Annotated in this window: 10 protein-coding genes; 6 read left to right on the forward strand and 4 right to left on the reverse strand. The window is 52.5% G+C overall.

Features of this window, described 5'->3' with window-relative positions:
• Positions 1-28: 28 nt before the first annotated feature.
• Positions 29-667 carry a bifunctional 4-hydroxy-2-oxoglutarate aldolase/2-dehydro-3-deoxy-phosphogluconate aldolase gene (locus PMPD1_RS12850; RefSeq protein ID WP_173634417.1) on the reverse strand — a complete coding sequence of 213 codons (639 nt, stop codon included), beginning with the start codon at positions 665-667 and terminating at the stop codon, positions 29-31.
• A gap of 221 nt (positions 668-888) precedes the next feature.
• On the reverse strand, positions 889-2,364 hold the full coding sequence (gene zwf, locus PMPD1_RS12855; RefSeq protein WP_173634418.1) for a glucose-6-phosphate dehydrogenase: 1,476 nt from the start codon (positions 2,362-2,364) through the stop codon (positions 889-891).
• Between the two features lie 377 nt (positions 2,365-2,741).
• On the opposite strand from zwf, the gene PMPD1_RS12860 reads away from it, so the two are divergent.
• From PMPD1_RS12860 to PMPD1_RS12885, 6 genes are all read left to right on the forward strand, one after another.
• Positions 2,742-3,611 (forward strand): MurR/RpiR family transcriptional regulator, encoded by an 870-nt coding sequence (locus PMPD1_RS12860; protein ID WP_173636215.1) that lies wholly within the window; start codon positions 2,742-2,744, stop codon positions 3,609-3,611.
• Between the two features lie 127 nt (positions 3,612-3,738).
• Complete coding sequence (gene pyk / locus PMPD1_RS12865) at positions 3,739-5,181, forward strand: pyruvate kinase (protein WP_173634419.1); 1,443 nt, start codon at positions 3,739-3,741, stop codon at positions 5,179-5,181.
• 428 nt (positions 5,182-5,609) lie between these two features.
• Positions 5,610-7,163, forward strand: a complete 1,554-nt coding sequence (locus tag PMPD1_RS12870) for a pyridoxal phosphate-dependent decarboxylase family protein (protein WP_173634420.1) — start codon at positions 5,610-5,612, stop codon at positions 7,161-7,163.
• Positions 7,164-7,171: 8 nt separating this feature from the next.
• Positions 7,172-8,473 carry a lysine N(6)-hydroxylase/L-ornithine N(5)-oxygenase family protein gene (locus tag PMPD1_RS12875; RefSeq protein ID WP_173634421.1) on the forward strand — a complete coding sequence of 434 codons (1,302 nt, stop codon included), beginning with the start codon at positions 7,172-7,174 and terminating at the stop codon, positions 8,471-8,473.
• Entirely contained in the window at positions 8,466-10,826 is a 2,361-nt protein-coding gene (locus tag PMPD1_RS12880) for a GNAT family N-acetyltransferase (protein WP_173634422.1), read from the forward strand. The genes PMPD1_RS12875 and PMPD1_RS12880 overlap by 8 nt, the downstream gene beginning before the upstream one ends.
• Before the next feature lie 83 nt (positions 10,827-10,909).
• Positions 10,910-12,148, forward strand: coding sequence for an MFS transporter (locus tag PMPD1_RS12885; RefSeq protein ID WP_173634423.1), 1,239 nt, complete (start codon positions 10,910-10,912; stop codon positions 12,146-12,148).
• Positions 12,149-12,186: 38 nt separating this feature from the next.
• Here the strand turns inward: PMPD1_RS12885 and lpxM are convergent, their stop codons facing one another.
• Entirely contained in the window at positions 12,187-13,161 is a 975-nt protein-coding gene (lpxM, locus tag PMPD1_RS12890) for a lauroyl-Kdo(2)-lipid IV(A) myristoyltransferase (protein WP_173634424.1), read from the reverse strand.
• A 151-nt stretch (positions 13,162-13,312) separates the two neighbouring features.
• Positions 13,313-14,644: a murein DD-endopeptidase MepM gene (gene mepM / locus PMPD1_RS12895; RefSeq protein ID WP_173634425.1), complete on the reverse strand. Its 1,332-nt coding sequence runs from the start codon at positions 14,642-14,644 to the stop codon at positions 13,313-13,315.
• Positions 14,645-14,652: the final 8 nt, after the last annotated feature.

Consider the following 14,652-nt stretch of genomic DNA (forward strand, 5'->3'; position numbering starts at 1 on the left):
GGGGCCATTAATATGGCCCCGGTAACCGTTATTGCGCGCCCGCCACCGCTTCGCGCGCGAGTTCCGTAATCCTTGCATAGTCTCCGGCTTCCAGCGCATCCGCCGGCACCAGCCAAGAGCCGCCAATACACAGCACACTTTTCAACGCCAGATAATCGCGATAGTTAGCCAGCGAAATACCGCCGGTTGGGCAAAAGCGAACCTGTGGGAAGGGGCCGCCAATCGCCTGTAGCGCTTTGATCCCGCCATTTGCTTCTGCCGGGAAGAACTTAAATTCGCGCAACCCATACTCCATGCCGGTCATTAACTCAGAGACGGTGCTGATACCGGGGATCAGCGGGATAGGCCCGTCAACCGCCGCTTGCAGCAAGGATTCCGTGATCCCTGGGCTAATCATGAATTGGGCGCCGGCTTCGGTAACTTCCGCCAGTTGTTGCGTATTAATTACTGTCCCGGCGCCAACGATGGCTTCCGGAACCTCCTGAATAATCGCACGCAATGCATCCATCGCTACCGGCGTGCGCAGCGTGACTTCCAGTACGCGAACTCCGCCCGCCACCAACGCCTTAGCCATCGGTACCGCATGTTCGGCTTTGTTCACTACGATAACCGGGACCACCGGACCAGTGGTTAAAATTTTCTCGGCGCTCGTTTTCCAGTTCTTCATTTCTCATTTTCTCCAGTCAGGCCGGCTGTCCGTCCCCTTGACCACAGCGGGCACATCTCACGCTTTCAGCGTCAGGCAGTAATAATGCTCTCTACCATACATGATTTTTTTAGCCAACGTCCACGCACTATCACTATTTTTGAAACTGCGGTTCATTTTTAAAACTTAGTAAGTTTAAGGCGAAAAAAAGCCCGCTATTCGCGGGCTCATCTAAACATGGCTTATTCAAACTCGTTCCAGGAACGGCCATCGCGCGTAATCATCGCGACTGATGCTACCGGCCCCCAAGTACCGGCCTGATACGGCTTCGGCGCTTCGTTATCGGCGGCCCAGGCATCCATAATAGAGTCAACCCATTTCCAGGCTTCTTCGACTTCGTCACGACGCACAAACAGTGCCTGAATGCCGCGCATGGTTTCCAGCAACAGGCGTTCATACGCATCCGCCAGGTGTGACTGGTTAAAGGTTTCGGAATAGCTCAGATCGAGCTTAGTGGTTTGCAGATTATGCTTGTGATCCAGCCCCGGCACTTTGTTCAGAATCTGGATATCTACCCCTTCGTCCGGTTGCAGACGAATGGTCAGTTTATTCTGCGGCAACTCCTGCCAGGACTCTTTAAACAGATTTAAGGCTGGGTTCTTAAAGTACACCACCACTTCAGAGCACTTGGTCGGCAAACGCTTACCGGTACGTAGATAGAACGGCACGCCGGCCCAACGCCAATCGTCAATGTCGACGCGGATAGAAACAAAGCTTTCCGTATGGCTGGACTTATTCGCGCCCTCTTCTTCCAGATAACCCGGCACTTTTTTGCCCTGCACAAAACCAGAGGTATATTGCCCGCGTACCGTTTTGTCACGCACGTTGCTATGGTCAATACGGCGCAATGAACGCAGCACTTTCACTTTTTCATCGCGAATGCGGTCAGCGCTTAAATCCGCCGGCGGCGACATGGCAATCATGGTCAAAATTTGCAGTAAGTGATTCTGAATCATGTCACGCATCTGACCGGCCTGATCAAAGTAACCCCAACGGCCTTCGATCCCCACCTCTTCCGCCACGGTAATCTGCACGTGATCGATGGTGCGGTTATCCCAGTTAGAGGCGAACAGCGAGTTAGCGAAACGCAGCGCCAGCAGGTTCAGCACCGTCTCTTTACCCAGATAGTGGTCGATACGGAAGACCTGGCACTCTTCAAAATACTCACCGACCTGGTCATTGATCTCACGAGAGGTTTCCAGCGAGGTTCCCAGCGGCTTCTCCATCACCACGCGTGCCGGTTTTGCGTTGAGTTTCGCCTGCCCTAACCCTTTACAGATCGCGCCAAAAGTACTTGGCGGCATCGCAAAGTAGTTAATGGTGACGCGCTTTTTCTGATCGAGCAGTTTGCCCAGTTTCGGGAAATGGGATGTATCGTTGACATCAAGATTACAGAAATCAAGGCGGCTGCTCAGTTTATCCCACAGCGCTTCATCGATTTTTTCTTTCATGAAGGTTTCCAACGCTTCACGAATAACTTTGGTATATGCCGCTTTGTCCCAATCGGCGCGGCCTACGCCAATGATGCGCGTATCTTCATGAATCTGACCGGCCTTTTCCAACTGATACAGGGAAGGTAACAGTTTTCGGCGAGCAAGATCGCCTTTGGCACCGAAAATAACCAGATCGCATGCCTGGGCTGTTTGTGTTACCGCCATTTTACTCTCCTCGTTGCAGGATAAATCTGACCCGATGTTTCCGTTACCGGTCAGATTCTTATTGTAATTTTCTTTCAAGACACTGTACTGCTTTTGGCTATTGCGCGTAAACCTGCGCATAATCGTTCCGCCATCAATGTTCAATTCTCTGGCTATTCAGTCGAATGCGGAGAACCGTTTGTGCGTAATTTTTTCACTTTTTTGTTACGATTTTTACAATTATGAAAGTTAGACACAGTTCAAAGTCTGGCAAAAAAGAGTCCTAACTGCCGGATGGCCTCTGCCCCCGCCTCGGCTGGGCAGGTATATTCTCTACAAAATGACATCGGTTTCACCATTGAATGAAATCGTCAGAAGTGATGAGTGGTCATCAACTTATGAATATGTTGGAAAAAATTCAGGCTCATCTTGAGCTCCTTAGCAAATCCGAGCGTAAAGTCGCGGAGGTTATTTTAGCCTCACCGCAGACCGCTATTCATTCTAGCATCGCGTTACTGGCGCGCGCTGCCGAAGTCAGCGAACCTACCGTCAACCGCTTTTGCCACCGTCTGGGAACCCGTGGCTTTCCAGACTTTAAATTACTGTTGGCACAGAGCCTTGCGACCGGCACACCGTATGTCAGCCGCAATATCGACGAATCGGATAGCGTTGAGGCTTACAGTGCAAAAATTTTCGAATCAGCGATGGCCGGTCTCGATCGGGTGCGTTCGCAGCTTGATATGACCGCGGTCAACCGTGCCGTCGACCTGCTCACTCAGTCGAAAAAAATCGCCTTCTTTGGGCTCGGCGCGTCTGCCGCCGTCGCGCATGATGCAATGAATAAATTTTTTCGTTTCAATGTGCCGGTCATCTATTCCGATGATATTGTGATGCAACGAATGAGTTGCATGAATGGTTCGGAAGGCGACGTCATCGTGCTGATTTCCCATACTGGTCGCACCAAAAATTTAGTCGAACTGGCGCAATTTGCGCGAGAAAATGACGCAACCGTGCTGGCTATCACTTCTCCCGGCTCGCCGCTTTCCCGCGAGGCGACGCTGGCATTAACTCTGGATGTACCAGAAGATACCGATATTTATATGCCGATGGTGTCACGCTTAGCGCAACTGGCGCTGATTGATGTGCTGGCAACCGGTTTCACTTTACGACGCGGAGCAAAATTCAGAGATAACTTGAAGCGAGTCAAGGAAGCCTTGAAGGAATCGCGTTTTGATAAAGATGCGATGATTTCAACGCTGCCACGCTAGCTTCCTGGCGGCATCGCCCGCCACAACACAGCATTCAGAGCCAGTGTTACTGGCGCATTTATAAGACACAGAAAGCATAATCGTGATTGCCTTTGCAACACCACGTTTACAGTTAACGGAGTCATACATGTCAAGACGTCTCAGAAGAACCAAGATCGTAACGACCCTGGGCCCGGCCACCGATCGTGATAACAACCTTGAAAAAATCATTGCCGCCGGGGCCAACGTCGTTCGACTAAACTTCTCGCACGGCACGCCTGAAGACCACCAGTTACGTGCGGATAAGGTACGTGAAATTGCCGCGAAGCTGGGGCGTCACGTGGCGATCCTTGGTGATTTGCAAGGGCCGAAAATTCGTGTGTCGACCTTTAAAGAGGGCAAGGTGTTCCTCAATATTGGCGATCGTTTTCTGCTGGATGCCAGCCTTGGTAAAGGCGAAGGTGATAAAGAAAAAGTGGGGATCGATTATAAAGGTCTGCCCGCTGATGTGGTACCGGGCGATATTCTGTTACTGGATGATGGGCGCGTTCAGTTAAAGGTGCTGGAAGTTCAGGGCATGAAAGTCTTCACCGAGGTAACTGTCGGTGGCCCGCTTTCCAATAATAAAGGCATTAATAAACTCGGCGGTGGCTTATCTGCAGAAGCACTGACCGAGAAAGATAAGGCTGACATTATCACCGCCGCCAAAATTGGCGTGGATTACCTGGCCGTCTCTTTTCCACGCTGTGGCGAAGACCTGAATTATGCTCGTCGCCTCGCACGTGACGCAGGGTGTGATGCCAAAATCGTCTCCAAAGTAGAACGTGCCGAAGCTGTCGCCAGCCCGGAAGCTATGGATGATATTATCCTCGCTTCCGATGTCGTGATGGTCGCGCGTGGCGATCTGGGGGTCGAAATCGGCGATCCGGAATTGGTGGGGATTCAGAAGGCGTTAATTCGCCGCGCGCGTCAGCTCAACCGCGCGGTGATTACCGCAACACAGATGATGGAGTCGATGATCACTAACCCGATGCCGACTCGTGCGGAAGTCATGGATGTTGCGAACGCCGTGCTTGATGGTACCGATGCGGTGATGCTGTCGGCGGAAACCGCCGCCGGTCAGTACCCGGCTGAGACCGTCACCGCCATGGCGAAGGTTTGCCTTGGCGCGGAGAAAATCCCCAGCATTAATGTTTCCAAACACCGTCTCGACGTTCAGTTTGACAATATTGAAGAAGCGATTGCCATGTCGGCAATGTATGCTGCCAACCACCTGCAAGGGGTTACCGCGATTATTACCATGACCGAATCCGGTCGTACCGCGTTGATGACTTCACGTATCACCTCCGGCCTGCCGATTTTCGCCATGTCGCGCCATGAACGCACGCTGAACCTTACCGCGCTGTATCGTGGCGTCACGCCGGTCTACTTCGACAGTAACAATGAAGGTGTCGTCGCCGCCAACGATGCGATTAATCTGCTGCGTGATAAAGGTTTCCTTGTCTCAGGCGATTTGGTTATTGTCACCCAAGGTGACGTGATGAGCACGGTCGGTACCACCAACACCAGCCGCGTGATGCGCGTCGAATAACGCTGTTCCGGGCTGCCGCGCGCTGCGGCGGCCTCTCTTCTGCTTTCCGTTTTTTCCCCTTTCCATGAGCCTGAACTGACTGTCTACACCCCCTGCTGAATAATGTGATCTGTATCACACTTTAATGATTAAAAAATCTTATCTCAGGTTTGTTACAACAACACTATTGAATGATAATGATTTGCATTTATAATCGCATTATCGTTAACAATTGGTGAATAACCTCAATAAAATAGCGTATTAACCACTAAAAGTAGCCGAATAAATGAATGATTTTCTTTTGAGCGATAGTTGACGCTATCACTCCTGCAACGCGCACCTGTTTGAATAATTAGCAAAATTTAACTGGCATCACACCATGTCAGGTATTTAGAGCCTACATCACACGATGTTGGCAGGGTTTTCTACGTCCAAAAAAAGGTCAGAGTATGGTTTTCCATCCGCAATCCGTATCGTCGGTCACACCGTTCTCACCGCATCAACACGACGGAAGTGCCGACTTCCTGTTCAATCATGCGCAGCTTGATGCTTATGCCCGGCAAACCACCCAAGCGCTGGCGCTGATTCGCCGTACTCTTCAACAAGTAGAAAAACCATTCAGCGGTATTTTGCCGCATGAACTGGCTCCGGCATTTAACGCCGTTGATCTTAATCAACCCCTCGGCAACGATGAGGCTGCGTTAGAAGAGTTATCGCAACTCTATCTACGTGACGCGGTGTACTTCCATCATCCGAAATATGTGGCGCACCTTAACTGCCCGGTAGTGCTCCCTTCCCTGCTGGCGGAACAGGTAATGAGCGCGATTAACAGCTCGGTAGATACCTGGGATCAAAGCGCGGGCGGTACTCTGATTGAACAGAAAGTGATTGACTGGACATTGCAGCGCATTGGTTTACCGCACGACTCAGACGGAATTTTTACCAGCGGTGGCACCCAATCCAACCTAATGGCAATGTTACTGGCGCGCGATACGTGGTGTGCGCGTCACCATTCCGGCCACTTAATTAAACAGCATGGATTGCCGCCGGAAGCGCCTAAATGGCGCATTTTCACCTCCAAACTGAGCCACTTCAGTATTCAGAAATCTACCGCCATTTTAGGCTTGGGTTACGATGCGGTCGTCCCGGTTGATTATGATGAAAACTACCGTATGGACGCCAACAAGCTGGCGGAGGCGGTCGCACAATGCCGCGAGGATGGACTGATTCCGATTGCGGTGGTCGCCACCAGCGGCACCACCGATTTTGGCAGTATCGATCCGCTCAACGCGATTGCCGACCTTTGCCAACAGCAAGGGTTATGGCTACATGTTGATGCCGCCTACGGTTGTGGGTTGTTGGTTTCTCCCCAGCATCGCCAGCGGCTGGCGGGTATTGAACGGGCGGATTCAGTCACAGTTGATTATCACAAATCCTTCTTCCAGACCGTCAGTTGCGGCGCGTTTTTCGTGCGTGACAGCCACCATCTCAGCCACGTCACGGTGCATGCCGATTATCTCAATCCGCTGAGTGCTCAGCAGGAAGGCACCCCTAACCTGGTGAATAAAAGTATCCAAACCACACGCCGCTTTGACGCGCTAAAAATGTGGCTCACCTTACGTGTGATGGGCGCGGAAAAACTGGGCCAGGCTTTTGACAGTGTGCTGGCGCTGGCAGAGGCTACCCACCGCTTACTGGCCGCCCATCCGGCGATTGAAGTTCTCCACTCGCCCGAACTGACCACCCAGGTTTTCCGCTTCGTGCCGCGTGCAGGTTTCACCGAGGCGCGCGTCGATGAAATTAACGCGCAAATCCGTAAGGCGCTGTTCCGCTCCGGTAACGCGGTGGTAGCCGGCACCAAAGTTAACCAACGACAGTATCTGAAATTTACGCTGCTGAACCCGGCAACAACCCCCAACGACATGGAAGATGTGATTGCGCTGATCGTGCATTACGGGCGCTCCCTGTCACACGGCCCGGCACTCAGCGCCGCCAATCAGTGAGGTTTCCAATGAGTGAGACAATTTACGACTTTATTGGCATTGGCATCGGCCCCTTTAACCTTGGATTGGCCTGCTTAACCGATCCGATTGAGGAGATTAACGGCGTATTTCTCGATCAGAACCCGGGGTTTGACTGGCATACCGGCATGATGCTGGAAAGCGCGCATTTGCAAACGCCCTTTATGGCGGATTTAGTCACGCTGGCCGATCCGACCAACCGCTTTAGTCTGCTCAATTATATGAAGCAAAAGGGAAAGATTTATTCATTCTACATCCGTGAAGATTTCTTTCTCATGCGCAAAGAGTATAACCAGTATTGCCAATGGGCCTGTGCTCAACTGGACACCTTGCACTGGAATACCCGGGTTGAGGATGTCAGCTACGATAGCGACCGGCAATGTTATCGGGTGCGCAGTTGCTCAACGCGTAGTGGCGAATCCCGCTATTGGCTGGCGCGTAAACTGGTGCTCGGCACCGGCCCGGTCGCCTGGCTTCCGGCATGCAGCCGTGCGCTGCGCGACCAGGTTACGCACTCCAGCGAATATCTGGCGCACAAAGCAGAATTGCAGCAAAAGAACAGTATTACCGTGTTGGGAAGCGGCCAGAGCGCGGCGGAAATTTATTATGACTTGCTGAATGATATTGACCGGTTCGGTTATCAACTCAATTGGGTCACCCGCGCACCGCGTTTTTATCCGCTGGAATATACCAAGTTGACGCTGGAAATGACCTCTCCCGAGTGGATTGATTATTTCCATGCGCTGCCTCCCGCCAAACGGGATGCACTGAACGCCCGCCATAAGAATCTGTACAAAGGGATTAACAGTAGCCTGATTAACGACATCTATGACCTGATGTACGTGAAGCAACTGGATGGCGCACTCAAGGTTAGGCTATTTACCCACTGCGAGTTAACCGACCTACGTCGGTTACCCACCGGTCAACTGGAACTCTCGCTGCACCAGCAGGAGCAGGACCAGGCGTTTACACGCCGTACTGAAGGGCTGGTAATGGCGACCGGCTATCATTACCGCCCGCCGCTGTTTATTGAAGGTATCGCCAACCGCCTACGCTGGGATGACCAGGGGCGCTATGCGGTACAACGCAATTACAGTATCGACCACCATAACCAGATTTTTGTTCAGAACGCCGAATTGCATACTCACGGCTTTGTGACGCCTGACCTGGGAATGGCGTGCTATCGCAACTCGGTGTTAATCCGCGAAATCGCCGGACGCGAAATCTACCCGGTTGAACGCCAAATAGCCTTTCAAACCTTCCCCGCCGAATCGGAGGAAATCCATGTCTAACCCTGCTCTCTTTCGCACCACACGACCGGCGGGCGAATTTACCCTGCGCCCAATGCAGGCGGATGATGCGCCACAAGTTCACCGTTGGGTCACGCAAGAGTACGCACGCTTCTGGGGCATGCAGGATCACTCTCTGCAACAGGTCGCTGATTTCTATCAACGGCTCACCGCCGATAATCCAAACGCGGCGCTGATTGGCTGCTGTAACCAACAACCGGTTTTCCTCGTGGAGTGCTATCAGGCACAGCAGGACGAAGTCGGTAAACATTATCCGGCGCGGGCAGACGATTACGGCATGCATATCTTGATCGCCCCGGCGGAAAAACCGATTCGGCAATTTAGCTGGCAGGTATTCAGCACCGTGATGGATTACCTGTTCAGCCTGCCACAGGTGCAGCGTGTGGTGGTTGAGCCGGATGTGCGCAACGACAAAATTCACCGGCTGAATCAACGCGCCGGATTTCGCTATCAACACACCATCGATATGGGCCACAAAACTGCCTGGCTGGCATTTTGCCAGCGCGATGATTATCAACATGCTCTCTTGCAGGAAACGTTTTCTATGAATACCGCAACCGCACATCTCACCGGCCAACACTTGGTGGGTGATCACTGGCTACTGGCTAATCGCTTATTAATTCGCAAAGCGATTGCCGAATTCGCCCATGAAAAACTGATCGTACCGGTCGAGACTAACGGAGAGTACCGCGTAGCGGTACCCAGCGGCGAGGCGGAGTATCGGTTTTACGCTGAACGCCTGGCGCTCGACCACTGGGCCATCGATCTGGTTTCACTGCGTAAGCAGGAGAATGGCGCGCCGCTGGCACTTGATGCACTGCAATTTATTACCGAGTTCCATCAGCAGATTGGTATTCCTGCTACGCTGTTAGCCACCTATATGGAGGAGATCACCAGCACCCTCTGTAGCAGCGTCTATAAGCTGAATAAAAACCAACCCAATAGCGCAGCGCTGGCTCACGCCGATTTCCAGACCGTTGAAGCCTCCATGACCGAAGGCCATCCCTGCTTTGTCGCCAACAATGGGCGCATCGGGTTCGACGCGCAGGATTACCTTCGTTATGCGCCAGAAACCGCCGCGCCGGTTAAGTTGGTGTGGGTGGCGGTCCATACCCGAAATGCTCATTTCGCCAGTCTGGATGAGTTGTCCTACCAACAGTTGATGCACGAGGAGTTGGGTGAAAGCACGCTGGCAACCTTTAATGCCCGGCTTGATGAGTTGGGCGTTGCCCGCGATGAATATTTGTGGATGCCGGTTCATCCCTGGCAGTGGCATAACAAATTACTGACGGTGTTCGCCCCTGATATTGCTGCGCGCGACATTATTTATCTTGGCGAAAGCGAGGATTGTTACCAGGCGCAGCAATCGATTCGAACCTTCTTTAACCGCAGCCAACCGGGTAAACGCTATGTAAAAACCGCCCTTTCAGTGCTGAATATGGGCTTTATGCGCGGTTTATCGCCCTATTACATGGCGACGACGCCGGCGGTTAACCATTGGCTGGAAACACTGGTTAACCAAGATCGCTGGCTACAACAGTGCAATTTTCGCATTCTGCGCGAGGTTGCGGCGATCGGGTATCATAACCGTTATTATGAACGCGCAATCAGTGGTGATTCCGCATGGAAGAAGATGTTTGCCGTGTTATGGCGTGATAATCCGGTCGTCCACTTGCAGCCCGGCCAGCGGCTAATGACCATGGCCTCGCTGCTGCATGTGGATGCACAGCAAAAAGCGCTACTACCGGCGTTAATTGCCGATTCCGGTTTGGATGCGGAAAGCTGGATTAACGCCTATCTGCATTGTTACCTGAGCCCACTGCTACACTGCTTTTATCAGCATGATTTGGTGTTTATGCCACATGGCGAAAACCTCATCCTGCTGTTTGAAAACAATGTGCCGGTTAGCGCCTGGATGAAGGACATCGGCGAAGAAATCGCGGTACTCAACCCGGATGCGCAACTGCCGGAGAAAGCGCAGCGTCTGGCGGTAGATGTGCCGGATAACCTTAAATTACTGTCGCTATTCACCGACGTTTTCGACTGTATTTTCCGCTTTATTAACGCGATTTTAGTGCAGGAAAATACGTTATCGGAATCAACTTTCTGGCGTTGCGTAGCGGATTGTGTGAAGGCCTACCAGCAGGCGCATCCGCAGTTGGCGAGTAAATTCGCCCGTTATGATATGTTTACGCCGGAATTCCAACGTTCTTGCCTTAATCGGCTGCAACTGGCGAATAACCAGCAAATGATTAACTTGTCCGATCCGGCTGAAAATCTTAAATTCGCCGGAACGCTGGTGAACCCTATCGCCGCATTTGCGGATAAACGATAATTCATCAAAGCGTCGCCTTATCTTGCTATATTGGCGCGACCGCATCCGCGGTCGCGTTTTTACGTTTACCGGAGCATTGTTGCATGGCCGCATATACCCCGATCTCAACGCTTACGCTGAGACATCTACTTTTTCCCCTTTCTCTGGTGCTGTTTGAGTTTGCTACCTATATCGCGCATGACATGATTCAACCCGGTATGTTGCTGGTTACCGGCGAATTTAATGTCGGTCCTGAGTGGGTTTCCGCTTCGCTGACTGCCTATTTAATTGGCGGTATTGTGCTGCAATGGTTGCTGGGGCCGCTTTCAGATAAATATGGGCGTCGCCCCATTTTGCTGTTCGGCGTACTGTTTTTCATCCTTGCCTGCGCCATTACGCCGTTTGTTCAAAGCATTGAGCAATTCATTACGCTACGTTTTATGCAAGGCATTAGCTTGTGCTTTATTGGCGCGGTCGGTTATGCCGCTGTTCAGGAAGCCTTCGATGAAACGTTGAGTGTGCGCATCATGGCGCTGATGGCTAACGTTGCACTGCTGGCCCCGTTGGCCGGGCCATTAGCGGGCGCCGCGTTCCTTGATGTCAGCGGCTGGCGTAACATGTTCTGGTTATTTGCGCTCATTGCCGCGCTAGCATGGTTTGGCTTATGGCGCGCGATGCCGGAAACGGCGGGAGATCGTAGCGCATCGGTCTCCTTAGCCTCACTGGGGAAAGGCTATCTGGCGCTGGCGCGCGACCGTCAGGTAATGAGCGGCTCGCTGGCTATTGGCCTGGTGTTTATCCCTATCCTGGCGTGGGTTGCGTTATCGCCGGTCATTTTAATTCATGATGCGGGCCTGTCGCGCATGCAGTATGCGCTGCTGCAATTGCCAGTTTTTCTGGCGATGATTGCCGGTAACTTAACCTTAGGACGGCTTTCCGGGCGTTGGCCGATTGAGCAACCGCTCCGCTTTGGCGCGTGGCCGATTTTGCTCGGTCTTGGCTTAGCGCTGCTGTGTACGCTGGTAAATAATCAGAGCTATCTGTGGATGACCGCCGGGCTAAGTCTGTATGGTTTCGGCGCCGGGTTGGTGAACGCCGGGCTGTATCGTTTGACGTTGTTCGCCAGCAATGCCGGAAAAGGCAGCGTCGCGGCAATGCTGGGTATGGTGAGCATTCTGGCTTTTGCGCTGGGTATCGAATTAACTAAATATGGCTACTTTAACGGCGGCAATCGCCTCTTCAGCCTGATTAATTTTGCCTGTGGATTGGTTTGGTTTGCGCTGGTCACCGCCTTTCTACGCGAACGTCAACGGCGTTCAACGGTGATTACTCGCGTGAAATAATGCCATCATAAACTACGCCGGACATTGCCGGCGTAGTTTTATCGCTTAAAGAAAAGGTCTTTTCGCTTATAGGGTTGAATCTCACCGGGCCTGCGCGTTTTTAACAGTTTCAAAATCCAAGTGTACTGTTCAGGATGCGGTTGAACAAAAACCTCCACTTCCTGATTCATGCGACGCGCCAGCGTCGGTTCGTCGGCCTCCAGTAACCCTTCCATCGGCGGACGAACATACACTTCAAGCTGATGCGTTTTACTGTTATACACCGGAAAGAGCGGCACCACTTCGGCCCGGCAGACTTTCATCAGGCGCCCGATAGCCGGTAAGGTCGCTTTATAGGTGGCAAAAAAGTCCACAAACTCACTGTGCTCAGCGCCATGATCCTGATCGGGCAAATAGTAGCCCCAGTATCCCTGGCGCACCGAGCTAATAAAAGGTTTAATCCCGTCATTACGAGCATGCATCCGGCCACCAAAACGGCGGCGTACCGCATTCCAGACGTAGTCAATCAATGGATTGGTCTGGTTATGGAACATTGCGGCCATCTGTTGGCCTTCGGATGCCAGAACCATCGCCGGAATATCGACCGCCCAGCCGTGCGGCACCAGAAAAATAACTCTCTTTTGTTCAGCACGCAGCGTGTCAATAATCTCCCGCCCATGCCACTCAATGCGCTGACGTACTTTCTCCGCCGGGCGTATTGCCAACTCCGCCATCATCACCATCGACTGCGTCGCGGCCGCGAACATGCCATCAATAATCTCTTCACGCTGCGCCTCCGGCAGGTCCGGCATACAGTAGAGTAGATTGATCTGCGCGCGCCGACGGGCGCTTTTCGCCAGCTTTCCAGCCAACCGCCCCAGGCGCCCTAAAACAGGATCGCGCATGCGTGCAGGCAGCAATGCCATGCCCGCGCACGCGCCGATTCCCAGCCAGGCCCCCCAATATTTCGGCGCGAGGAAAGACTTCTGAAAGACAGGAATAAATTCGATAGGGCTTTTCTTGTTGTTTTCCATGCACTGGCCTCAAACAATAACCGGCTAATGATAGTGCCGGCAGGCAAATTTGCAATCATCCCGCCTTTGCGGCAAGAAAAAACCGGCATATTGCTATGTCGGTTTATACTTTTCATCCCACACGCGGCCACTCTAGCGCGGCCGGAGCGGATTAATTTAATTTCAGTTGCGGCAATACTTCTTTGACCTGCGCCAGATAGTTAGTGCGATCTTTACCGGTCAACCCTTCTGAACGCGGCAGTTTTGCCGTGAGCGGATTAACCGCCTGGTTATTGATCCAGATTTCGTAATGCAGGTGTGGCCCGGTCGACCGGCCGGTATTGCCCGAAAGCCCAATACGGTCACCGCGTTTCACTTTATCGCCCGCTTTAACCAGCAGCTTCTTCATATGCATATAACGCGTCATATATTGGCGACCATGACGGATTGCTACATAGTTACCCGCACCGCCGCTGCGTTTAGAAACGATCACTTCGCCATCGCCAACCGCCAGTACCGGCGTCCCCATCGGCAGTGCAAAATCCACCCCTTTATGCGGTGCAATGCGGCCGGTTACCGGATTTAGACGACGCGGATTGAAGTTGGAAGAAACACGATACTGTTTTACCGTTGGAAAACGCATAAAGCCGCGTGCCAGCCCGGAACCACTACGGTCATAGAATTTGCCGTCTTCCGCGCGGATCGCATAGTAATCTTTCCCGCCGCTCCGTAAGCGTACGCCCAGCAACTGACTCTGCTCTGCTTTCCCGTTAAGGACTTCACGCGACATCAGTACACTAAACTTGTCGCCAGCGTGCAGTTTACGAAAATCCATCTGCCACTGGAGCGCTTTAATCACACTGCTCGCTTCGCCGCTCGAGAGCCCGGCCTTTTGCGCACTGGCTACAAAACTGCCGTTGACCGACCCGGTCAGCACGCTGTTTTTCCAGTCACCCTTCTGCATTGCGCTCGACATTTTGAAGGCGTTCCCGGCGCGATCGTAAGTACGCGTTTCACGACGAGAGAGTTCCCAGGTCAGGCGCTGAAGCTGGCCGTCATCGGTCAACGTCCAGGAGAGCTGTTGCCCAACGCCGAGCGTACGCAGATCTTTATCGATCTTGACCAGTTGATTTATATCCCCCATATCAATGTCATATTGATTGAGGATACTGCTAAGGGTATCGCCGGACGAGACAACGTAATCATGCGTGCCGGTTTCATCCGGGACGTCTTTATCGATCTCATCTTTCGGAATATCGTCTTCCGGCGCTGGAGTTGACTGGTCGATAGGTTCACTGGCTTCCGGCAACAGTGTCCGCAGTTCGTTTTTATCCAGTTCGATATTTTTAACGATTGGCGACGTGTCGCCTTCTTCAGGGTGGTAAGCGTATGGCCGCCAAACGGCGACGGCCAAAGTAACAACAGTCAACGACCCCAACATGACACGGTGGGGACGCGGTAAACTATTAAACGCCAGGGCGACAGAGCGGGCTATCTGCTGCACGTAAACTT

This window comes from Paramixta manurensis, assembly GCF_013285385.1.
GTDB classification, from domain to species: Bacteria; Pseudomonadota; Gammaproteobacteria; order Enterobacterales; family Enterobacteriaceae; genus Paramixta; species Paramixta manurensis.